At 67.7% G+C, this 23975-nt stretch carries 13 protein-coding genes; 6 read left to right on the forward strand and 7 right to left on the reverse strand.

Annotation, left to right across the window (positions count from 1 at the left end; all coding sequences use genetic code 11):
- Positions 1-38: 38 nt before the first annotated feature.
- From MKK51_RS12310 to glgB, 3 genes are all read left to right on the forward strand, one after another.
- Positions 39-3422, forward strand: coding sequence for a maltotransferase domain-containing protein (locus MKK51_RS12310; RefSeq protein ID WP_243977411.1), 3384 nt, complete (start codon positions 39-41; stop codon positions 3420-3422).
- Positions 3423-3591: 169 nt separating this feature from the next.
- Entirely contained in the window at positions 3592-6849 is a 3258-nt protein-coding gene (treS, locus tag MKK51_RS12315; protein WP_243977413.1) for a maltose alpha-D-glucosyltransferase, read from the forward strand.
- Positions 6850-9162, forward strand: a complete 2313-nt coding sequence (glgB, locus tag MKK51_RS12320; RefSeq protein WP_243977415.1) for a 1,4-alpha-glucan branching protein GlgB — start codon at positions 6850-6852, stop codon at positions 9160-9162.
- Between the two features lie 215 nt (positions 9163-9377).
- Here glgB and glgA read toward each other — a convergent pair whose 3' ends face one another.
- Positions 9378-10910, reverse strand: coding sequence for a glycogen synthase GlgA (gene glgA / locus MKK51_RS12325; RefSeq protein ID WP_279601103.1), 1533 nt, complete (start codon positions 10908-10910; stop codon positions 9378-9380).
- A gap of 146 nt (positions 10911-11056) precedes the next feature.
- Complete coding sequence (locus tag MKK51_RS12330; protein ID WP_243977417.1) at positions 11057-12682, reverse strand: alpha-amylase family glycosyl hydrolase; 1626 nt, start codon at positions 12680-12682, stop codon at positions 11057-11059.
- A 331-nt stretch (positions 12683-13013) separates the two neighbouring features.
- Between MKK51_RS12330 and MKK51_RS12335 the strand changes: the two genes are divergently transcribed.
- Together MKK51_RS12335 and MKK51_RS12340 are read left to right on the forward strand one after the other, a co-directional pair.
- Positions 13014-15545 carry a glycogen/starch/alpha-glucan phosphorylase gene (locus MKK51_RS12335; RefSeq protein WP_243977418.1) on the forward strand — a complete coding sequence of 844 codons (2532 nt, stop codon included), beginning with the start codon at positions 13014-13016 and terminating at the stop codon, positions 15543-15545.
- A gap of 146 nt (positions 15546-15691) precedes the next feature.
- Positions 15692-16066, forward strand: a complete 375-nt coding sequence (locus MKK51_RS12340; RefSeq protein WP_243977420.1) for a VOC family protein — start codon at positions 15692-15694, stop codon at positions 16064-16066.
- A 146-nt stretch (positions 16067-16212) separates the two neighbouring features.
- Here the strand turns inward: MKK51_RS12340 and MKK51_RS12345 are convergent, their stop codons facing one another.
- Both MKK51_RS12345 and MKK51_RS12350 read right to left on the reverse strand, forming a co-directional pair.
- Positions 16213-16629: a DUF779 domain-containing protein gene (locus MKK51_RS12345; protein WP_243977422.1), complete on the reverse strand. Its 417-nt coding sequence runs from the start codon at positions 16627-16629 to the stop codon at positions 16213-16215.
- Positions 16630-16689: 60 nt separating this feature from the next.
- Positions 16690-18894, reverse strand: coding sequence for a 3-hydroxyacyl-CoA dehydrogenase NAD-binding domain-containing protein (locus tag MKK51_RS12350; protein WP_243977424.1), 2205 nt, complete (start codon positions 18892-18894; stop codon positions 16690-16692).
- Positions 18895-19003: 109 nt separating this feature from the next.
- Here MKK51_RS12350 and MKK51_RS12355 point away from each other — a divergent pair, with 109 nt between their 5' ends.
- A complete protein-coding gene (locus MKK51_RS12355) occupies positions 19004-19792 on the forward strand; it encodes an EAL domain-containing protein (RefSeq protein ID WP_243977425.1) in 789 nt (262 codons plus the stop codon).
- 125 nt (positions 19793-19917) lie between these two features.
- Here MKK51_RS12355 and MKK51_RS12360 read toward each other — a convergent pair whose 3' ends face one another.
- The 3 genes from MKK51_RS12360 to MKK51_RS12370 form a co-directional block, all read right to left on the reverse strand.
- Positions 19918-20406 (reverse strand): hypothetical protein, encoded by a 489-nt coding sequence (locus MKK51_RS12360; protein WP_243977427.1) that lies wholly within the window; start codon positions 20404-20406, stop codon positions 19918-19920.
- A gap of 101 nt (positions 20407-20507) precedes the next feature.
- On the reverse strand, positions 20508-21716 hold the full coding sequence (locus MKK51_RS12365) for an acetyl-CoA C-acetyltransferase (RefSeq protein WP_243977430.1): 1209 nt from the start codon (positions 21714-21716) through the stop codon (positions 20508-20510).
- A gap of 297 nt (positions 21717-22013) precedes the next feature.
- Positions 22014-23801 carry an acyl-CoA dehydrogenase C-terminal domain-containing protein gene (locus tag MKK51_RS12370; RefSeq protein WP_243977432.1) on the reverse strand — a complete coding sequence of 596 codons (1788 nt, stop codon included), beginning with the start codon at positions 23799-23801 and terminating at the stop codon, positions 22014-22016.
- Positions 23802-23975 lie beyond the last annotated feature (174 nt).

Raw genomic sequence — 23975 nt, forward strand, 5'->3', positions numbered from 1 at the left:
ACGGGAGGGGGGACACGCCAAACCAGAACGGAGTACGCATGAACGCGCCGAGCCCAGCCAAGATCTCCGCCGAGCGGACCGAAGCCGGAACCGTGGCGCTGCCTGCGGGCCTCGCCCCCCGCGCCGAGGGGCCGCGCATCTACAACCTGTTCCCCCTCCTCGTCGGGCGGGTCTCCGCCTGGACGGCGGAGCTTCCCCGCATCGCCGGGATGGGGTTCGACTGGATCTACCTCAACCCGTTCCACCAGACCGGCGGCTCGCGCAGCCTCTACGCGGTCTCCGATCCGGACCGGCTCGACGAGCGGTTCCGCGACGATGACGGCACCTCGGACGACGAGCAGATCCGGCGCTTCTGCGCCGCCGCCGCCGCGCACGGCATCGGCGTGATGACCGACCTCGTCATCAACCACACCGCCAAGGACGGCCCGCTCGCGCGGGACCGGCCGGACCTGTTCCTGCGCGACGAGGCCGGCAATATCGAGAGCCCGGCGGCCGTGGACCCGGACGATCCGTCGATCCGTACGGTCTGGGGCGATCTCGCCGAACTGAACTACCATTCGGCCGACGCCAGGGAGGAGCTGACCCGGCTCTGGGCCGGCTACATCAACCGGATGCAGGATCTCGGGGTCGGCGGGTTCCGCTGCGACGCCGCCTACAAGGTGCCGCCGGATGTCTGGCGCGGCCTGATCGGTGCCGCCAAGGCGCTGGAGCCCGATTGCCTGTTCGCCGCCGAGACCCTCGGTTGCACCTTCGAGGAGGCCCAGGCCACGGCCGGGGCCGGCTTCGACTACCTGTTCAACTCCTTCGCCTGGTGGGACCTGAAGGCGCCGTGGGCGCTGGAGCAATACGACCGCCTGCGCGTGATCGCCCCCTCCATTGCCTTCCCCGAGAACCACGACATGCCCCGCCTCGCCGCCGGCCTCGGCGGCGGTGCGGATGCGGTCGCGCGGCACCTGAAGGCGCGCTACGCCCTGGCCGCCTTCTTCTCGGCCGGCGTGCTCCTGCCCATCGGCTACGAATGGGGCTACCGCCGCGCCCTGCACGTGGTCGAGACCACGCCGGATTCCCGCGAATCCGACACCGGCATCGACATTTCCGGCTATGTCACCGCCATCAACGCCCTGAAGGCCAGCCTCGCCTCCGCCAATGTCGAGGGTGCCCAGTCCCGCATTTCGGCGCCAGACGCGGATTACGTGGCGCTCCTCAAGTTCGACACCGGACACGGCGCCTCGGCGCGCCACGCCACCCTCGTCCTGTTCAATCCCGGCCCCGTGGCGGTGGCGGTGGATGCCGGCCCGCTGGTTGCGCGGACGGGCGGGATGCTCGACCGCTTCCAGGATGTCACGCCGGAAGCGGAGCCCATCGACTTCCTCCCCGGCACGAGCCTCGACCTCGCTCCGGGGGAAATCCGCATCCTCGCCGCCGAACGGCGTGTGGTGACCAAGCCCCCGGCGCCCTCGACGCCGTCCGGCGAAGGCCGCGTCGTCATCGAGGCGGTGTCGCCCGAGATCGACGGGGGCCGTTCCCCGGTCAAGCGCGTGGTCGGCGAAGAGGTGACGGTCACCGCCGACATCTTCAGCGACGGCCACGAGATCATCGATGCCGCGATCCTGTCGCGCATCGTCGGCGCGGAGGAGTGGCGCTTCGACCGCATGGTGTTCGTGGACAACGACCGCTGGAGCGGCTCCTTTCCCCTCGAACACAATGCCCGCTACGAATTCACCATCGAGGCCTGGCGCGACGCCTTCTCGTCCTGGATCCGCGACACCCTGAAGAAGCGCGATGCGGGCGTCGACGTGCGCCTCGAGACCATCGAGGGCGTCAGCTTCGTGCAGGGTGCGGCGGACCTCGCCACCGGGCCGGATCAGGCCCGGCTGCAGGCGGTCGTTTCGGCTCTTGCCGCCGAGAAGACCGGATCGGCGGCGCAGCTCGACCTCATCCTCGCGCCCGAGACCGCGTCCCTGATCCGCAGGCATGCCGAGCGGGTCAACCGCTCGCGCTACCCGGTGAACGTGCCGGTGATCGCCGACCGTCTCGCGGCCCGGTTCTCGGCCTGGTACGAGATCTTCCCGCGCTCGCAGTCGATGGACGTGAACCGCCACGGCACGTTCGACGACGTGATCCGGCGCCTACCCGAGATCCGCGAGCTCGGCTTCGACGTGCTCTACTTCACGCCGATCCACCCGATCGGGAAGACCAACCGCAAGGGCAAGAACAACACCCTCACGGCGCTCGACGGCGATGTCGGCTCGGTCTACGCGGTCGGTTCGGAGGCGGGCGGGCACGAGGCGGTCCATCCCGAACTCGGCACCCTCGACGACTTCCGTCGGCTCGTCGCCGCGAGCCACGCCTACGGCATGGAGATCGCCCTCGATTTCGCGATCCAGTGCTCGCCCGACCATCCCTGGATCAAGAACCACCCGGAATGGTTCGAATGGCGTCCCGACGGGACGCTGAAATTCGCCGAGAACCCGCCCAAGAAGTACGAGGACATCTCCAACGTCCATTTCTACGGCGGCGCGCTGCCCTCCCTCTGGATCGAGCTGCGCGACATCGTCATGGGCTGGGCCGAACTCGGCGCCCGCATCTTCCGGGTCGACAACCCGCACACCAAGCCGATTCCGTTCTGGGAATGGATGATCGGCGAAGTAAACGCGCGCTATCCCGACGTGATCTTCCTCGCCGAGGCCTTCACCCGGCCGAAGATGATGAAGAAGCTCGCCAAGGCCGGCTACCAGCAGAGCTACACCTACTTCACCTGGCGCAACACGAAGCAGGAGCTCATCGACTATTCCACCGAGCTCGCCGGCGAGATGGGCGAGTATTACCGGCCGAATTTCTTCGCCAACACGCCGGACATCAACCCGGTCTATCTCCAGACCAGCGGCCGCGCCGGCTTCGTCGTGCGGGCGACATTGGCGGCGACGCTGTCCTCGGTCTACGGCATCTATAACGGCTTCGAGATGTGCGAGGCAGCCCCTTATCCGGGCAAGGAAGAGTACCTCAACTCCGAGAAATACGAGCTGAAGGCCTGGGACTACCATGCGCCGGGCAACATCCGCGCGCACATCATCAAGCTCAACCGCATCCGGCAGGAGAACCCGGCGCTCTGGGACTTCCGCAACATCACCTTCACGGGGGCGTATAACGACCAGATCGTCGCCTATGCCAAGACGACGCCCGAGGGCGACAATTGCATCTTCGTGATGGTCAACCTCGATCCGAAGAACCGCCAGGAATGCACCTACGAGGTGCCGCTCTGGCTCCTCGGACAGCCCGATGACGGGTCCGTCGAGGTGGAGGACCTGCTGCTCGGCTACACGTTCGAGCTGCGCGGCAAGTCCCACCGCATCGCCCTCGATCCGGCGGAGCGGTCGGCGGTGATCTGGCGTCTGCGCGCGCCCCGCCGGGTTGCGGAGTAGCGGCCCGCGTGTCAGCACAAACCTTCGAGTTTTCAGCCGTCCGTCGCGTTGTCGCCCAGAAGAAGGTGCCAAAGCTGCGGACGACGCGGCCGGCACCGTTCGTATCCGCGAACGGTGCCGCTGTGACGCCGAACACGCCCCTGAACCCGACGCATGAGGCAACGACGCGATGATCGATCGTAGCGATCCGCAATGGTACCGTGACGCCATCATCTATCAGATCCACGTCAAGTCGTTCTTCGACTCGAACAACGATGGGATCGGCGATTTCGAGGGCCTGACGCAGAAACTGGATTATGTGCGGGACCTCGGGGTCACCGCCATCTGGCTGATGCCGTTCTATCCCTCGCCCCTGCGCGACGACGGCTACGATATCGGCGACTACCGCGACGTGAACCCGTCCTACGGGACGATGGAGGAATTCCGGAAGTTCGTGGAGGCGGCCCATGACCGCGGCCTGCGCGTCATCACCGAGCTCGTCATCAACCACACCTCGGACCAGCATCCCTGGTTCCAGCGCGCCCGAGAGGCGCCGGCCGGCTCGCCTGAGCGTGACTTCTACGTCTGGTCGGACACCGACACGCCGTATTCGGACACGCGCATCATCTTCCTCGACACCGAGACCTCGAACTGGACCTGGGATCCCGTCGCCAAGCAGTATTTCTGGCACCGGTTTTACAGCCACCAGCCGGATCTCAACTTCGACAACCCCGCCGTGCTGGAGGGGGTGATTGAGGTCATGCGCTACTGGCTCGACATGGGCGTCGACGGCCTGCGGCTGGACGCGATCCCCTACCTGATCGAGCGCGACGGCACGAATTGCGAGAACCTGCCGGAGACCCACACGGTCATCAAGGCGATCCGCGCGGCGCTGGACGCGAGCTACCCGGACCGGATGCTGCTGGCGGAAGCCAACCAGTGGCCGGAGGAGACCGCGCAGTATTTCGGCGACGGCGACGAATGCCACATGGCGTTCCACTTCCCGCTGATGCCGCGCATGTACATGGCGATCGCCCGCGAGGACCGGCACCCGATCACCGACATCATGCGCCAGACGCCTGAGATCCCGGAGGGCTGCCAATGGGCGATCTTCCTGCGCAACCACGACGAGCTCACCCTCGAGATGGTCACGGCGGAAGAGCGTGACTACCTCTGGTCGTTCTACGCCGCCGAGCGCCGCGCCCGCATCAACCTCGGCATCCGCCGCCGTCTGGCTCCGCTCCTGGAGAACGACCGCCGCAAGATCGAGCTGATGAAATCCCTCGTCCTGTCGATGCCCGGCACGCCGGTGCTCTACTACGGCGACGAGATCGGCATGGGCGACAACATCTATCTCGGCGACCGCGACGGCGTGCGCACCCCGATGCAATGGTCCCCCGACCGCAACGGCGGCTTCTCCCGCGCCAACCCGGCCAAGCTCTTTCTGCCCTCGGTGCAGGACCCGATCTACGGCTTCGACGCCATCAACGTCGAGGCGCAGACCCAGTCGCAGACCAGCCTGCTGAACTGGACGCGCCGCATGATCGCGATCCGCAACAACTCCGTCGCCCTCGGGCGCGGCGGCATGCAGTTCCTGTATCCCACCAACCGCAAGGTCCTGGCCTGGATCCGCGAGTTCGAGGGCGAGCGCGTGCTCTGCGTCGCCAACCTGTCCCGCGCGCCGCAGGCGGTGCAGCTCGACCTCTCCGAGTTCCGCAGCGCCGTGCCGATCGAGCTCACCGGCGGATCGGAATTCCCGGCCATCGGCGAGCTGCCCTATCTGCTCACGCTGCCGTCCTACGGGTTCTACTGGTTCTCCCTCAATGCCGCGAATGCCGGACAGATCGGCCCGCAGCCGGAGACGCCCGAACTGTTCACCCTCGTCCTCACCGGCGGGGTCGAGACCCTGATGGCCGGACGCGAGCGGACCGCCTTCGAGCGCACCGTGGCGCCGCGATTCATCGGCACCCGCCGCTGGTTCGGCGCCAAGGGCACCCGCATCAAGTCGGTCTCGGTGATCGACAGCGCCACCCTGAAGGATGCCGGCGGCGCCACCCGCTTCCTGCTGCCGCGGGTTGCGGTGCATCTCGCCAACGGCGAGCGTCAGGACTACTTCGTGCCCCTCGGAGTCGATGAGGGCCGCGAGGACGAGACGCTGCTGTCGCACGCGGTCGCCCGCGTCCGCCGCGGACCGCGCACGGGCCTCCTGTTCGGGGCCTCCGCCTCGCCCGCCTTCTCGGTCGCCCTCATCGACGGGATGCGCAACGGCATCGAACTGCCGACGGAGACAGGCAAGCTCGTCTTCTCCCATACCTCGGCCTTCGATCGCGACGTGGCCGTGGACCTGGCGGAAGTCCGCAGCCTGAACGCGGAGCAGAGCAACACGTCGATCGCCATCGGCTCGAAGATGATGCTCAAGCTCCTGCGCCGCATGCAGACGGGCGTCCATCCCGAGATCGAGGTGGGCCGGTTCCTCACCGAACAGGCGGGCTTCGCCAACACCCCGGCTCTTCTCGGCGTCGTCGAGCACGTGGCCGAGGACGGGACGCGGACGGCGCTGGCCGTGCTTCAGGCCTTCGTGCCGAACCAGGGCGATGCCTGGACCCTGATGCTGGAAGGCCTGCGCCGGGACTTCGACACCGTCGTGCTGGCGCCCGAAAGCGAGGCGCCGACGCCGACCGAGGCCTTCGCCCCGCACCTGCGCTGGGCCGAGCTCCTCGGTCGCCGCACCGCCGAGCTGCACAACGCCTTCGCCATCGAGACCGACGACCCGGCCTTCGCGCCGGAGCCGTTCACGCATGACGACCTGCGCGACCTCGGCGAGGATGCGCGCCGCCTCGGCGAGAGGGCCTTCCGCGCCCTCGACGCCCTGGCGGGACGCACCTCCAGCACGGCGATCACCGAGCTGGCCGGTCGCCGCCGCGAGGTCGAGCTCCTGATCGAGGACATGACGGCGCGTCCGCCGGTGGGGGCGACCAAGACCCGCATCCACGGGGACTTCCATCTCGGTCAGGTCCTCGCCTCCGAGAGCGACCTCATCATCATCGACTTCGAGGGCGAGCCCGCCCGGCCGGCCGACGAGCGCCGCGCCAAGTCGACGCCGCTGCGCGACGTCGCCGGGATGCTGCGCTCCTTCGCCTACGGGGCCGAGACCGTCACGCGCGAGATCGCGGCGCGGTTCGCGGATTCGGAAGGCCGGGCCCGGAGCGCGTCGATCGCCTGGCGTGGCATGATCGATGCCGCCTTCCTCGATGCCTACCGCAGCGTGGCCTCGACGAGCCGCGCGGCGGTGACCGACCCGGAGACCGAGGCGCGGCTGCTCTCGCTCTCGCTCCTCGCGAAGGCCCTCTACGAGGTCGATTACGAGGCCAACAACCGTCCGGATTGGATCGAAATCCCAGCCCGTGGGGTTCTCACAATTCTGGACGACACCAAGAAAGGCGTTTGAATGACGGATATCGACGAGAGGCTGGCGAAGACGTCCGAGCGCGAGCCGACGCCGTCCGAGAGGGCGGCGAAGCCGGCGGCTGCGTCAGGAGGTTCCCGCCAGCCCGATTCCGGTTCGTCGACCGTCCAAGGCGTCCATCCGGACGCGGTGGCCGCCGTGATGAGGGCGGATCATGGCGATCCGTTCTCCGTGCTCGGCCCACACCAGATCGGCCCCGGCCTGTGGGAGGTTCGGGCCATCCTGCCGGAGGCGAAATCCGCCTCCCTGCTCACGGCGGGCAAGCGCATCCCGTTCGAGCGGCGCCATCAGGACGGGTTCTACGTCGCCCGGGTCCAGAGCGAGGGACGTCCGCTCTATGAACTGGCGGTGGAAGGCTGGGACGGGACAGAGCGTCCGCGCCACGACCCCTACAGCTTCGGTTCGTCGCTGCATCAGCAGGACATCGACAACCTGCGCGAGATCGGCAGCGACGTCACCTATCGGGTGCTCGGCGCCCAATCCATGGTCCTCGACGGTATAGACGGCTTCCGCTTCGCGGTCTGGGCGCCCAATGCCCGCCGGGTGAGCATCGTCGGCGATTTCAACGACTGGGACGGCCGCCGCCATCCCATGCGGCTCTGGCAGAACGGCGGGATCTGGGAGCTGTTCGTTCCGGGTCTCCGCGCGGGCGTCCACTACAAGTTCGAGATCCGCGGACCCGATGGGTCGCTGCTGCCGCTGAAGGCCGACCCCGTCGCCTTCGCGGCGCAGAAGCCGCCCGAGACGGCCTCGGTGCTGCAGGGCACGAACGCGCCCGTCTGGAACGACACCAAGTGGATGGCGACGCGGGGCGAGAAGGACCCGCGCCACACCGCCATCTCGATCTACGAGGTGCATCTGGGCTCCTGGGCGCGCGTCGCCGAGGAGGGCAACCGCTACCTGACCTACAAGGAGCTGGGCGAGCGCCTGATCCCCTACGTCAAGGAGATGGGCTTCACCCATATCGAGATGCTGCCGATCACGGAATATCCGTTCGACGGTTCGTGGGGCTACCAGCCGGTCTCGCTGTTCGCCCCGACGAGCCGCTTCGGTACGCCGGACGACTTCGCCGCCTTCGTCGACGCGGCCCACGAGGCCGGCATCGGCGTGATGCTGGACTGGGTGCCGGGCCACTTCCCCCTCGACGCCCATGGTCTGGGCCAGTTCGACGGGACGCATCTCTACGAACATGCCGATCCGCGCCAGGGCTTCCACCAGGATTGGGGGACCTACATCTACAATTTCGGCCGCACGGAGGTGTCGAGCTTCCTCGCCGCCAATGCCCGGTTCTGGCTCGAACACTACCACCTCGACGGCCTGCGCGTGGATGCCGTCGCCTCCATGCTCTACCTCGACTATTCGCGCCGGCAGGGCGAGTGGATCCCCAACCAATACGGCGGCAACGAGAATCTCGACGCCATCAACTTCCTGCGCAAGACCAACGAGGCGACCTACAGCCACGCGCCGGGTACGATGACCATCGCCGAGGAATCCACTTCCTGGCCGGGCGTCTCCCACCCGACCTATACGGGCGGTCTCGGCTTCGGCTTCAAGTGGAACATGGGGTGGATGCACGACACCCTGGAATTCATGTCGAAGCAGACGATCCATCGCCGCTATCACCACCACGACCTGACCTTCGGCCTGCTCTACGCCTTCTCCGAGAACTTCATCCTGCCGCTCTCGCATGACGAAGTCGTCCATGGAAAAGGCTCGCTGCTGGACAAGATGCCGGGCGACAGCTGGCAGAAATTCGCGAATCTGCGCGCGTATTTCGGCTACATGTGGGGCCATCCGGGCAAGAAGCTGCTCTTCATGGGCGGCGAGTTCGGCCAGCAGAAAGAGTGGAACCACAACCAGAGCCTCGACTGGCATCTGCTCGACGATCCGCTGCATCGCGGCGTGAAGGATCTCGTCCGCGACCTGAACCGCCTCTACACTTCGACGCCCGCCCTCCATGTGAGGGATTGCGAGGCCGCGGGCTTCCAGTGGCTCGTCTCCGACGACCAGGACAACAGCGTCATCGCCTGGGCGCGCAAGGGGACGAATCCGGGGGAGGTCGCCGTTGTCGTCTCCAACTTCACGCCGATCCCGCGTGAGGGATACCGGATCGGCGTGCCGGAGGCGGGGTTCTACCGCGAGGCGATCAACTCGGATTCCGAGCGTTACGGCGGCTCGAACGTCGGCAACATGGGCGGCATCCAGGCGGAGGCCGTGGAGAGCCACGGCCAGCCCTATTCCGTGGTGCTTTCGGCGCCGCCGCTCGGGACGATCATCTTCGTGCGCGAAGGCTGAGATCGGGCCGGTTGGGCCGATGATATGAGAAAGGGCGCCGGTTCGAGGAACCGGCGCCCTTTTTCGTGGGATCGATCGTCGGTCCGAGGCCCGCGCTCATACCAAGTCTCACTGACTCTGACCCATAGGTCAGGGTCAGTGAGGTCCGGCGGACGACCGCCGCCGCGTAGTCGCGCGGGCAGACCTCGATGAGTCAGACTCATCGAGGTCTGGTATCAGACCGTGCGAGCGCGAAGCCCGCCGCCATTGCCCAGGGCCCGCGCGTAGAGCGCCGAGTAATCCATCGCCGCGCCGTCCCATGTGAAGGAGCGGGACATGGCGCGGCGGCGCATGGCGTTGAGGCGCTTCTTCTCGCCGAACGTGTCGAGGGCGCGGCGGACGGCGCCGAGGAACCCCTTCTGCGAGGCTTCGCCAAAGGTGAAGCCGGTGACCCCGTCCTCCACCGTGTCGGCGAGGCCGCCGGTGCGGCGCACGATCGGCAGCGAGCCGAAACGCTGGGCGTACATCTGCGCGAGGCCGCAGGGTTCGAAGCGCGAGGGCATCAGCAGGAAGTCGCTTCCGGCGAACATCCGCCGGGCCTCCTTCTCCTCGAACCCCACCTGGACCCCGACGGAATCCGGATGGCGGCGGGCGAGATCGCTGAGCGCGGTCTCGAACCGGCGCTCACCCTCGCCGATCACGACGATCTGGCCGCCCTCGGCCACGATGGTCTCGGCCGCGCTGAGGCTGAGGTCGATGCCCTTCTGGTGGACGAGGCGGGAGACGATGGCGAAGAGCGGGCCGCGCGAGACGGCAAGGCCGAAATGGCGGCGGACCGTCTCGGCATTGGCGCGCTTGCCCTTCCAGTCGTCGGCCTCGAAGCGCGTGGCGAGGTGGGGATCGGTGCGCGGGTCCCAGCTCTCGTCGATCCCGTTGAGGATGCCGGCGAGACGTCCCTGGGCGGCGCGCGTGCGCAGCAGGCCGTCGAGGCCGCAGCCGGATTCCGGCATCATGATCTCGCGGGCATAGGTCTCGCTCACCGTGGTGACGTGCGAGGCGTAGTAGATGCCGGCCTTGAGGAAGGAGAGGTGGCCGTAGAACTCGCAGCCATCCATCTGGAAGGCGCCGTCCGGGATGCCGAGGCGCCCAAGTGAATCGCTCGGGAACAGGCCCTGATAGGCGAGGTTGTGGATCGTCAGGACGCTGGGGACGCGCTGCCCGGTCCATTCGAGATAGGCGGGGGCGAGGGCCGTCTGCCAGTCGTTGAGGTGAAGGAGGTCGGCCGACCAGGACGGATCGACCCCGCCGGTCAATTCAGCCGCCGCGAGGCTGAGGCGCGCGAAGCGCAGGTCGTTGTCGCGAAAATCTCCCTGCGCGTCGCCATAGGGCGTGCCGTCGCGCTGGTAGAGGTCCGCGCTGAGGATGATGTAGACCTTGAGCCCGTCCCCCGTCTCGATGAGGCCGAGATCGCAGGGCGGGATACCGGCATGGCCCCGCAGATGGGCGACGACGGGGATGTGATCGAACCGGTCCACCACCTGGCGATAGCCGGGAATGAGCACGCGGACGTCGTAGTGGCGACGCAGCGACCGGGGCAGGGCTCCGGCGACTTCGCCGAGGCCGCCGGTCTTGACGAAATCCGCCATCTCTGGGGTCGCGTAGAGAATGCGCGGCTGGAGCGAGAGGCCGCGGATCACCCCGGCGTCCGCCCCGCCTGAGGCGAAAACCGGTGGGGCCAGGTCGGCACTGGAGGTGGTCGTCGCCGGCATAGGATGGAGACCTCTAGGGCAGATCGTGCTCTTCGCGATGCACAACTCAAGCCACCGGGTCGGTTAATACAACGTTCAGTTTGCTGCGGCGCGGGGAAAATGTCGCGCCGCATTAATTTTTTGCGTGTCCCTCCCCGTGACGGGGGTCAATCGGGGTGTCTGAGCAGGATCACGCCCTCGTCCCCCGCCACGTCGAGCACCTCCGAGGCGCCGATATCGGCCCGCCCGGGATGGGTGGAGAGGAGGACGCTCCAGCCTGATTCGCCGCCCAAGGAGAACCGGACCGGACTTGCCGAGAAGTTCAGGACGATCCGCACGGTCTCGCCGGCCTCCACCCTGTCATAGGCGAGGACATGGTCGAGCCCGTCGGTCTCCAGGCGCCGGTAGCTGCCCACCGCCAGGGCGGGATAGGCGCGGCGCAGGTGCAGGAGCCGCCGGTAGAGGGTGAGGATCGAGGTGGAATCGTCGCGCAGGCCCTCCACGTGCCGCCTGTCCCGGTCGGCGCTCAGGGGCAGCCAGGGTTCGGCCTCGCTGAAGCCGGCATGCGCGCTGTCGTCCCACTGCATCGGCGTCCGCTCCGGGTCGCGGCCATGGCCCGGCTCGTTGAACCCCCAGGGGTCGCGCATCCGCTCCTGCGGGATCTCCACATGGGCGAGGCCGATCTCGTCGCCGTAATAGACCGTGGGCGTGCCGCGAAGCGTCAGGAGGAGGATCGCCGCGATCCGCGCCTGCGCCTCGCCGATCCGTGCGGCGATGCGGGGCTGGTCGTGGTTGCCCAGCACCCAGTTCGGCCAGCCGCCGGGGGGCAACGCCTCCTCGTACTCGTCCACCAGGGCCGCCACGGCATCGGCCTGCCACGGGGTCTGGATCAGCTGGAAGTTGAACGGCAGATCGACACCGGACAGGCCGGGGCCGTAATAGGCCACCAGCCGCTCGATCGGCAGGTAGATCTCCCCGATCAGCACCCGGTCGTTGTAGGCGTCGAGCACGCGGCGCATCCCGGCGATGATGTCGAACACCTCCGGGCGGTCGGCGGAATAGACCTGATCGAACCGGTTGATCTCCGGCTGTTCGGGATGGAAGTCGGGGTTCGCCGGATTGTCGCGAAACCCCTCGTCCTTCATCAGGTGCCAGATCACGTCGACGCGGAATCCGTCGATGCCCCGGTCGAGCCAGAAGCGCAGCACGTCGTGCATCGCCTCCCGCACCGCCGGGTTGCGCCAGTTCAGGTCCGGCTGTTCGGCGAGGAAGGCGTGATAATAGTATTGGCCGCTTGCCGCGTCGAAGGTCCAGGCCGGGCCGCCGAAATTGCTCAGCCAGTTGTTGGGCGGCCCGCCATCCGGCGCCGGATCGCGCCAGATGTACCAGTCCCGCCGCGGATTCTCGCGCGAGGCGCGGCTCTCTCCGAACCAGGGATGCGCGATGGAGGAGTGGTTCGGCACGAAGTCGAGGATGACCCTGAGCCGGCGGGCATGGGCCTCCGCGATCAACGCGTCGAGGTCGGCGAGGCTGCCGAAAAGCGGGTCGACGCCGCAATAATCGGCGACGTCGTAGCCGTAATCGGCCATGGGCGACGGGTAGATCGGCGAGATCCAGACGGCGTCGACGCCGAGCCAGGCGAGATAGTCGAGGCGGCGCGTGATGCCGGGGAGATCGCCGACACCGTCGCCGTCCGTGTCCTGGAACGAACGCGGATAGACCTGATAGACGGTCCCCCGCTTCCACCAGACGGCTTTCGCCAGATCCAGAACAGTCGCCTCGCCTGACGTCATCCGTCCCCCGATTCACGCCCCGATATCGGCCACAGCCTAGCCTGTGCCGGAGCGCCAAGCGACCCCGTCGAGCGACCCCGCCGGGCGTGGCCGGGTGTTGCCGCGCCAGCGCGCTTCTGCCGCATTCATGAAACCTTTAGCGCTAAATGGTCTCATTCCCGCACGGTTTGGATGGGAGACAGGCGAATCGCGGGGATCGGTCACCGTCGGCGGGATCGGTCGATCCTCGAAGGCCGACCTGTCCATAGCGACGCCGCCGCACGGGTCACCGCCGGAAGAAGCAGGTGACGAACAACGCTCTGCGGCAGCGACACTGAGGGGGAATGAGACCATGCTGAACGAAATCCTGGCCGCCACCGCCCGGAGCGAGGATATCGGCACCCGCACCGCCGCCGCGGAGACGCAGGCCAGGCCGAGCTGGACCGCTCCCGCCAAGCCCGCCTCCGGCGATCCCGTGGCCGACCTGCGCGAGGCGATCCTCGCCAAGCTCGCCTATGCCATCGGCAAGACCCCCGAGACGGCGCGCGAGCGCGACTGGTTCGCCGCCACGGCCCTGGCCCTGCGCGACCGGATCGTCGATGCCTGCATGGACGGCCGGTCCACCAGCATTCCCAACAAGCGCGTCTATTACCTCTCCCTCGAATTCCTCATCGGCCGGCTCCTGTCCGACGCCATGAACAATCTCGGCCTCGTGGAGACCACCCGCCGCGCCTTGCGCGACCTCGGCATCGATCTCGGCGACGTCGAGGCGGCCGAACCGGACGCGGCCCTCGGCAATGGCGGTCTCGGCCGTCTCGCCGCCTGTTTCATGGAGAGCATGGCGAGCCTGTCGATCCCCGCCATCGGCTACGGCATCCGCTACGATCACGGCCTGTTCAAGCAATCCCTGGAGGACGGCTGGCAGAAGGAGGCGCCGGAGACCTGGCTCGCGGAAGGAAATCCCTGGGAGTTCGTCCGGCCCGAGGCCACCTACACGATCGGGTTCGGCGGCCACGTCACCATGTCGGCGATCTCAGACGGGGTGATCCGTCGGCACTGGCACCCGGCCGAGACCGTGCGGGCCGTGGCGCACGACGTCCCCGTGGTCGGCTGGCGGGGCAAGCACGTCAACACCCTGCGCCTCTGGAAGGCGGAGGCGGATTCGCCCCTCGAACTCGCCCGCTTCAACGGCGGCGACCACGTGGGCGCGGTGGCGGCCCGCTCCAAGGTCGAGGCGATCTCCCGGGTGCTCTATCCGAGCGATTCCTCGGAGACCGGCCAGGAACTGCGCCTGCGCCAGGAATACTTCTTCACCTCCGCCTCGCTGCAGGACCTCGTCTCCCGGCACGCGGCCGAGCGCGGCGACCTGCGCTCCTTGCCCGACCATGCCGCGATCCAGCTCAACGACACCCACCCCGCCATCGCCGTGCCGGAGCTGATGCGCATCCTCCTCGAGGATCATGGCCTCGCCTGGGAGGATGCCTGGCACATCACCACCCATACCCTGAGCTACACCAACCACACCCTCCTGCCCGAGGCCCTGGAGACCTGGCCGGTGGAGCTGATGGAGCGGTTGCTGCCGCGCCATATGCAGATCATCTACCTCATCAACTGGATGCATCTCGAAGAGCAGGGCCGGCACGGCAGGGCCGACGCGGCGCAGCTCGCCTCGGTCTCGCTCATCGACGAGGCCAACGGCAAGCGCGTCCGGATGGGCCATCTCGCCTTCCTCGGCGCCCGCCGGGTGAACGGCGTCTCGGCGCTCCACACCGACCTGATGCGCTCCACGGTGTTCAAGGACCTCCACGCCCTCGACACCGACAAGATCGTCAACAAGACCAACGGCATCACCTTCCGGCGCTGGCTCCACAACTGTAACCCCGAGCTGACGAAGCTCGCGGTGGAGGTGGTGGGCCCGCGCGTCCTCGACGATCCCGAGGCGCTGCTGGGGCTCGCCGACCACGCTGCCGATCCCGCCTTCCAGGCGCGCTACGCCGCCATGCGCAAGTCCCGCAAGGAGGCGCTGGCCAAGGTGGTGGCCGAGACGACCGGCATCGTCGTCAATCCCTCGGCCCTGTTCGACACGCAGATCAAGCGCATCCACGAATACAAGCGCCAGCTCCTCAACGTCATCGAGACCGTGGCGCTCTATCAGGCGATCAAGGCCGAGCCGCACAAGGACTGGACGCCCCGCGTCAAGATCTTCGGCGGAAAGGCGGCGCCGAGCTACGTCCAGGCCAAGCTCATCATCAAGCTCGCCTGCGATGTGGCCAAGCTCGTCAACGGCGACCCGGACGTCGCCGGCCGGCTCAAGGTGGTGTTCCTGCCCAACTACCGCGTCAGCCTCGCCGAGGCGATCACCCCGGCCTCCGACCTGTCGGAGCAGATCTCCACCGCCGGCATGGAGGCGTCGGGCACCGGCAACATGAAGCTGGCGCTCAACGGCGCCCTCACCGTCGGCACCCTCGACGGCGCCAATATCGAGATCCGCGACCATGTGGGGGCCGACAACATCTTCATCTTCGGCCTCGACGCGGCCGGGGTTCAGAAGCGTTCGGCCGAGCCGGATTACGCCGCCAGGGCCATCGCGGCCTCGCCGCGCCTCGCCGCCGCCCTCGCCTTCATCGAGGCGGGCGGTTTCTCCCCGGAGGAGCGCGGCCGCTTCCAGCCGATCGTGGACGACCTGCGCCACAACGACCGCTACCTGCTCACCGTCGATTTCGACGATTACTGGCGCATCCAGCGCGAGATCGACGCCGCCTGGATCGACACGCGGAGCTGGTGGCGGAAGGCCATCCTCAACACCGCCCGGATGGCCTGGTTCTCCTCCGACCGCTCCATGCGCGAATACGCCGACGACATCTGGCGGGTGAAGGTGGGGTGAGCCGAGAGGCTCGTCCTTCCCCCGAGTGGTCGAAACCGGCCTGCCGGCCGTCACCCCCCCCCGGAAGACTCCGGCGCAGCGGGTGACGGCCCGTCCGCGTGCTCGGCCAAGGCCATGTCGTTCCACCCCTTTTCCGGAGAGAAGCGATGTTCACTCACGTGATGATCGGCAGCAACGACCTGGAGCGGGCCCGAGCCTTCTACGACGCTACCTTCGCCGCATTGGGCGCCGAGCCCGGCGAGATGGATGCCAGAGGCAGGCTGATCTATTCCCATGAAGGCGGTCGACTGATGGTCACGAAGCCCATCGACGGCAAGCCGGCAACCGCGGCCAACGGCGGAACGATCGGCATCGCCGCGGCGAGCCGCGATCATGTCCTGGCGTGGCATCGGGCCGGTACGGAGCATGGGGGCACCGCGATCGAGAGCCCGCCCGCAGAGCGTCCGAACGGGGCCTTCGTCGCCTACCTTCGCGAACCCGATGGCAACAAGCTCACCGCACGGACCCGGCCGGCGACGTGACGGCCATCGCGGCCGCCCTGGCCCCGCTCGACCCCGCGGCCGGGTGCGAGGGCTGATGCCGGGCGTCCAGGAACGGGCGGTCGCGACCATGCGCGACGGGGATCGGGCAGGTCAGGTCCGGGCTACCCGGACGCATGGCCTCCGGCTCAGATCCGGCACGCGCCTTCGAGCGCGGTGTTTTCCGCGTCCGTAAAAATCCGCGAGCGGATGAGGAAGCGCCGGTCGCGGCCGTTCTCCAGGGAGAACATGCCGCCGCGGCCGGGCACCACGTCGAGGATCAGGTGGGTGTGCTTCCAGACCTGGAATTGCGGGCGGCTGATCCAGAAATCGGCGCCGGCCACCTGGCCGAGATGGACATCGCTGTCGCCGGTGAGGAAATCGCCCACCGGGTAGCACATGGGCGAGGACCCGTCGCAGCACCCGCCCGATTGGTGGAACATCACCGGCCCGTGCTCGGCCCGCAATTCCTCGATCAGGGCGATGGCCGCCGGCGTCGCCGTGACCCGCAGGGGCGTTCCGTCCGCGCCGACCTGATCGGCGGTGGTCGCTTCGATCGTGCTCATGGAACGCTCTCTCCTGTGGTATGGCCCCGGCCGGGGGATGTCCCGGGCCGGGGTGTTCGATCACGCCGCCTTCTTGGCCGCGGCGTCGCCGTAGAAGGTGCCGCCGGCCTCCGCCATGCGCAGGAGGTTGTCCGGCACCGCGAAACGCGCCCCGTGCCTGGCTTCCAGTCCCTGGGCCAGGGCCACGAACGCCTTCGCACCCATGAAGTCGATGTAGGACAGCGCCCCGCCGGTGAAAGGGGCGAAGCCGAAACCGAGGATGGAGCCCACATCGGCCTCGCGCGGGTCGGTGATGACGCCTTCCCCCACCGTGCGGGCGGCTTCCAGCGCCTGGACCACGAGGAGCCGCTGCTTCAGCTCGGTGAAATCGACGTCGTCGGGGTCGATGCGCGTCGGCTGGAGGTCCGCCAGTCCGGGCCAGAGCTTCTTCGCGGCGCCGTCGGGATAGTCGTAGAATCCCTTTCGGTTCTTGCGCCCGAGCCGGCCCTCGCCCTCCACCAGGGCGGTGAGCAGCGCCTTCTGGTCGGGATCGATCGCCTCGGCGCCGAGCTGCGCCTCGGTGGCCTTGACGATCCTGAGGGCGAGGTCGACGGCGACCTCGTCGGTGAGGGAGAGGGGCCCCACCGGCATGCCCGCCTGCCGGCCGGCATTCTCGATCATCGCCGCGGGAACGCCCTCGATGAGCATCTTGTGGCCTTCGTAGAGATAGGCGCCCACACAGCGATTGGCGAAGAAGCCCCGGCTGTCATTGACGACGATGGGCGTCTTCTTGATCGCGCGCACGTAGTCGAGGGCGGTGGCGAGCGCCCCGTCCCCGGTCTCCTCGCCCTTGATGATCTCCACGAGCATCATCTTCTCCACCGGCGAGAAGAAGTGGATGCCGACGAAATTCTGAGGACGCCGCGACGTCTTGGCGAGGCCCGAGATCGGCAGGGTCGAGGTGTTGGAGGCGAAGATCACGTCCTCGCCGATCACCGCCTCCACCTTGGCGATGACATCGGCCTTCACCTTCGGGTCCTCGAACACCGCCTCGATCACGAGATCACAGGACGACAGGTCGGCGTAATCGGCGCTGGTGGTGATGCGGGCGAGCAGGGCCTCGCGGTCGGCGGTCTTGGCCCGTCCCTTGTTGATCTGGTCGGTGACGAGCTTGTGGGCGTAGGCCTTGCCCTTCTCGGCGGCCTCCGTGGACTGGTCGAGGAGGACGACGTCCATCCCGGCATTGGCGGTGACGTAGGCGACCCCGGCCCCCATGAAGCCGGCGCCGACGACGCCCACCCGCGTGACGCTGGTCCTGGCGATCTCCTTCGGCCGGCGCGCGCCCTTGTTCAGCTCGCCCATGGAGATGAACAGCGTGCGGATCATCGCCGCCGCCTCCGTCGAGCGCAGGATCTTGGCGAAGTACCGGCTCTCCACCCGCAGGGCGAGATCCATCGGCAGCTGCAGGCCCTCGTAGACCGAGGCGAGGATGGCCTTGGCGGCGGGATAATTGTCGTGGGTCTCGCGGCGGTAGATCGCGTTGGCCGGGGGCCAGATCATCATGCCGGCGGGCGAATAGACCTTGCCCGAGGGCGCCTTGAACTTCGGCTGGTCCCACGGGGCGACGGCCGAGCCGCCGGCCCTGATCCAGGCCTTGGCCTTCTCGACGATCTCCTCCTTGGGCGCCACCTCGTGGACGAGGCCCATGGTCTTGGCCATGAGCGGGCGGATCTGCTCACCCTTGAACAGCATCTGCAGGGCGTCGCCGGTCTGCATCAGCCGGGGGACGCGCTGGGTCCCGCCGGCGCCGGGAAACAGCCCGACCTTGATCTCCGGCAGGCCGACGCGGGTCTTGGAATCGTCGGACAGCACCCGGTGATGGCACGAGAGCGAAAGCTCGAACGCGCCGCCGAGGCAGATGCCGTTCACCGCCGCCGCGAAGGGCTTGCCGCAGGTCTCGAGCTTGCGGAAGAGCAGGGTGAGCTTGCGCGATTCCTCGAAGAAGTGGCGCATGGCCTCCTCCTCGCCCTTCTCGGATCTCAGCTTCTCGTAGGCCTGGCCGAGGCCCTGCAACATGGTCAGGTCGGCGCCGCCGGAGAAGTTGTCCTTGCCCGAGGTGATGACGCAGCCCTTCACGGCGGGATCGGCCACGACGGCGTCGATGACCTGGTGCAGGTCGCTCATCACCCCTTCGGTGAAGACGTTCATCGAACGGCCGGGCATGTCCCAGGTGGCGAGCGCGATGCCGTCGGAATCGACCTCGAAGCTGAAGTTCGTGAGATTCATGTCTGATCCTTTGGGGGCGGCTGAGAAAGCGAAGGGATTAAGACGTTTTAAAAACTTGAGATGGATGGTCTTTTCCGGGATCGAGAAGGTGGAACGAGGATTTTTTCGAATGACGGCGCGAAACGTCTGCCAGGGATGCCGAGACGGCGCCGATCTCGACTTTACGTTTACGATGGCGTTCCAACCCATCCTCGATCTGGATGCTCAACGCGTATGGGGATACGAGGCCCTCGTGCGCGGCCCCGAAGGCCAGTCCGCGGCCTCGATCCTCGACCGCGTGACCGAGAAGACGGTCTATCGCTTCGACCAGGCCGCGCGGGTCCGGGCCATCGAGCTGGCCGGCCGCCTGTTTCCCGTGGACGACGAGACCAAGCTGTCCATCAACTTCATGCCGAACGCGGTCTACGAGCCGGCGGCCTGCATCCGCTCCTCGCTGGAGGCCGCGCGCCGGGCCGGGTTCGCCCATGACCGGATCATGTTCGAGTTCACCGAGAACGAGAAATTCCGCGACATCGACCATGTGAAGCGCATCGTCTCCGAATACCGCAAGCAGGGCTTCCTCACGGCGCTGGACGATTTCGGAGCGGGCTTTGCCGGCCTCAGCCTCCTGTCGAATTTCCGTCCCGACCTGATCAAGATCGACATGGACGTCCTGCGCGGAATCGACACGGACAAGGGCCGTCAGATCATCACGGCGGGGATCATCTCCATCGCCCGGCAGCTCGGCGTCGCGGTCATCGCCGAAGGTGTCGAGACGCGGGGCGAACTCGACACCCTGCGCGGGCTCGGGGCGACGCTGTTCCAAGGCTATCACTTCGCCCGTCCCCAACTCGAAGCCCTCCCGCGTGTCGCCGGATTCGAGGCACAGGAGCCCCGCCTCGCCGCCTTGGCGTCGTAGCGCCCCCACGGAACGCCCGCCGCGCCGCCCTGTCCGGACGCTCTGCGCCATCGTTCCGATGCAGGGCCACCCGAGGCGGCGGCCCTGCCGTTGATCCCTGCGCGGGATCGACTCCCGGTCGGTTTCTACTTGGCCGGCGCCGTTCCCGGCAGGGGCGGTGCCCCCGCCGGCCTGTCGCCGGCCGAGGCGATGGCCAGCATGTTCAGGATCTTGGTGACCGCGCCCTGCGAGATCACCGTGACCGTCGAGGCCGGGTCCGAATTGATCGCCTGGAACTTCTGGTAGATCTTGTCGTCGTAGATGCCGCTGAGATGCTTGAGCTCGTCGAGCGTGAATTTCTCGGCATAGGCCTTCGACAATCCCTCGATCATCACCTCGCGCTGCTTGTCGAACTCGGCGCGAACCTCCTTGCGGATGGCCTCGGCCTTGTCCTCGGGCATCGGCTGCACGGTCTTTTCCAGGGCACCGGTGAAGCCGGTTTCGAGGTTCTTGATCAGGGTCTTCTGAACCAGATCCTTGGCGACCGCGACGCGGTCGGCGGCGTCGTCCGCGCGGGCGGCGAACGGCGCGCAGAGCGCGGTCGTGAGCATCAGGGTCGCGAGAAGGCGTGTCATCGTGGCGTGTCTCCCGGAATTTATGATTGCGCCGCCGGCATCGGCGGCGGGAGTGCGCCGTTTAGCAGCGTTTCGAAGGGTTTGGGAGGGACGGCGCCCCATCACACCCGCTCGATGATCGTGGCGGTGCCCATGCCGGCGCCGATGCAGAGGGTGACGAGGGCGCGCTCCTTGCCGGTGCGCTCCAGCTCGTCGAGCACCGTGCCGAGGATCATCGCGCCGGTGGCGCCCAGGGGATGGCCCATGGCGATGGCGCCGCCATTGACGTTCACCTCGGACGGGTTGAGCCCGAAGGCCTGGCAGAAGCGCAGGACCACGGCGGCGAAGGCCTCGTTGACCTCGAACAGGTCGATATCGGCGATGGTCATGCCGGCGCGAGCCAGCACCTTCTTCGTCACGTCCACCGGGCCGGTGAGCATCAGCGCCGGGTCCGAGCCGATATTGGCGAAGGCGCGGATGCGGGCGCGCGGCTTGAGGCCGGCCTTCTCGCCGGCTTCCCTGGACCCCACCAGCACGGCGGCGGCGCCATCGACGATGCCCGAGGAATTGCCGGCATGGTGGACGTGGTTGACCGCCTCCACGTCGGGATGCGCATCGATCGCCACGGCGTCGAACCCGCCCATCTGCCCCATCTGGACGAAGGACGCCTTCAGCCCGGCGAGCGATTGCATGTCGGTGGAGGGGCGCATGTGCTCGTCGGTATCGAGCAGGGTGATGCCGTTGATGTCGCGCACCGGGACGACGGAATTCTTGAACAGCCCCTCGGCCCAGGACTTCGCCGAGCGCTTCTGCGACTCCGCCGCGTAGGCGTCGCAATCGTCGCGGGAGAAGCCGTATTTCGTGGCGATGAGGTCGGCCGAGACGCCCTGGGGCATGAACCACGACTTGATCGCGATGGCCGGGTCCACCGGCCAGGCGCCGCCCGAGGCGCCGAGGCCGACGCGGCTCATGGATTCGACGCCGCCGCCGACGGTGAGGTCGTGCTGGCCGGCCATCACCTGGGCGGCGGCGAAATTCACCGCGTCGAGCCCGGAGGCGCAGAACCGGTTGATCTGGATGCCGGGAACGTGGTCGCCGTAATCGGCCACGAGGGCCGCCGCGCGGGCGATGTCGCCGCCGGCCTCGCCGACGGGGTCGACGCAGCCGAGGATCACGTCGTCCACCTGGCGCGTGTCGAGCCCGTTGCGCTCCTTGAGGGCGCGCAGGGCGGTTTCGGCGAGGCGCAGGGCCGTCACTTCGTGGAGCGCGCCATCCGGCTTGCCGCGGCCCCGCGGGGTGCGGACGTGATCGTAGATGAAGGCCTCGGGCATATGCGTTTCCTTGTTTCCTGACCCTGGCGGCTCGGGCTCGGACCCGCCCCGTGGGGCTGCCGGATTCATAAGTTTCGCGGGTCCCCTCTCCTGGAAGGAGAGGGACAGGGTGAGGTGTGTGACCTATCCGGCGATGGACCACACCTCACCCCAACCCTCTCCTTCCAGGAGAGGGGGGCCCACAGTGCTTCGAGGCCGACCGAGCAGTTGTCGGTGTCCCGACGAGGGTGGCGTCCCCATCGGCACTTGTGAACAGGACGACCCTCGCGGAAGCGGGGGGACATTCGCTGCATCGCTCTAAAACGCCTCGGCGCCGAGCGCCATGGTCGTCTCGGCCCCGGCCTTGATCCGCACCAGCCGCAGGGCGGTCTCGGGGAGCGTCCGCTCCATGTAGAACCGGCCGGTGACGAGCTTCTCGTCCATGTCCTGCGCACGGCCGTCCGCGATCCGCGCCAGGGCGGCCTTGGCGATCCGGGCCCACATGTAGCCCATGGCGACGAGGCCGAGGAGGTGCATGTAGTCGGTGGCGCCGGCCCCCGCATTGTCGGGTTTGGAGAACGCGTTCTGCATGAACCACATCGTGGCACCCTGAAGGTCGTTCAGGCCGGCCTGGAGCGGCCCGGTAAACGGCGCCATGCCCTCCAGCTCGGCATGGTCCTTGATGAAGGTCTGGACCTCGCCGAGGAAGCCCATCATCGCCCGGCCGCCGTCTTTCGGCAGCTTGCGGCCGATGAGGTCCATGGCCTGGATGCCGTTGGCGCCCTCGTAGATCATGGCGATGCGGGCATCGCGCACGAATTGCGACATGCCCCATTCCTCGATGTAGCCGTGGCCGCCGAAGAGCTGCTGGGCCGCCACCGCGTTGTCGAACCCCCTGTCCGTGAGCACGCCCTTCACCACCGGGGTCATCAGGCCCATGTGGTCCTCGGCCTTCTGGCGCTCGGACGCATCGTCGGAGCGGTGGCCGATATCGGCCTGGAGCGCCGTCCACAGCACCAGGGCGCGGGCGGCCTCGTTGAAGGCGCGGATTCCCATGAGGGTCCGGCGCACGTCCGGGTGGACGATGATCGGGTCGGCGGCCTTGTCGGGCGCCTTCGCGCCCGTCAGGGAGCGGCCCTGGAGCCGGTCCTTCGCGTAGGCCACCGCGTTCTGGTAGGCGACCTCGGACTGGGCGAGACCCTGGACGCCCACCGCGAGTCGCGCCTCGTTCATCATCACGAACATCGCGTTCAGGCCGCGATTCTCCTCGCCCACGAGCCAGCCCCTGGCGCCGTCGTAGTTCATGACGCAGGTGGAATTGCCGTGGATGCCCATCTTGTGTTCGAGGGAGCCGCAGGAGACGCCGTTCCGCTCGCCCACCGAGCCGTCCGCCTCGACGAGGAACTTCGGCACCACGAACAGGGAGATGCCCTTCGTGCCCGCCGGCGCGCCTTCGATCCGGGCGATGACGAGATGGACGATGTTCTCCGACAGGTCGTGTTCGCCCGCCGAGATGAAGATCTTGGTGCCGGTGAGGCTGTAGGACCCGTCGCCGTTCGGCACCGCCTTGGTCTTGAGGAGCCCGAGATCCGTGCCGCAATGGGGCTCGGTGAGGTTCATGGTGCCGGTCCAGGCGCCTTCCACCATCTTGGGCAGGTACGTGGCCTTCTGCTCCTCGGACCCGTGCACGAGGAGGGCGGCCATCGCCCCCTGCGTCAGGCCCGGATACATCGTCAGCGCCAGGTTGGCCGACGAGGCGAATTCCGAGATTGCGGTGTTGATCGTGTGCGGCAGGCCCTGGCCGCCATATTCCTCCGGCACGGCGATGCCCATCCAGCCGCCCGCGGCGTAGGCGTCGTAGCCGGCCTTGAACCCGTCCGGCGTGGTGACGCTGCCGTCGGCGTGCCGGGTACAGCCCTGCCTGTCGCCGATGGCGTTGAGGGGGGTGAGCACCTCTTCCGCGAGCTTGGCCCCCTCGGTGAGGACGGCCTGGATCAGGTCCGGCGACGCATCGGCGAACCCGCGCAGGTTGTTGCGGCCGTGGAAGGCGAAGACGTCGTCGAGAAGAAACTGAACGTTCTCCACCGGTGCCCGGTAAGTCGGCATCTCGTCGGTCCTCCACCTGTTCCACCGCGTGCTCGATTCGGCCCGAAAGCCACGGCGCGCTTGATGGTTCACATATAAACTATCTCCGCGGGCAGGGAAAGGGGGACTCTCGCCTCGCCGTCGTGAGGAGATATGGCCAGTTTTGGCACAGAGATTAACCCGCTGTTTACCAAG

Origin of the sequence: Methylobacterium sp. E-045, assembly GCF_022829685.1 — a bacterium.
Lineage (GTDB): Bacteria > Pseudomonadota > Alphaproteobacteria > Rhizobiales > Beijerinckiaceae > Methylobacterium.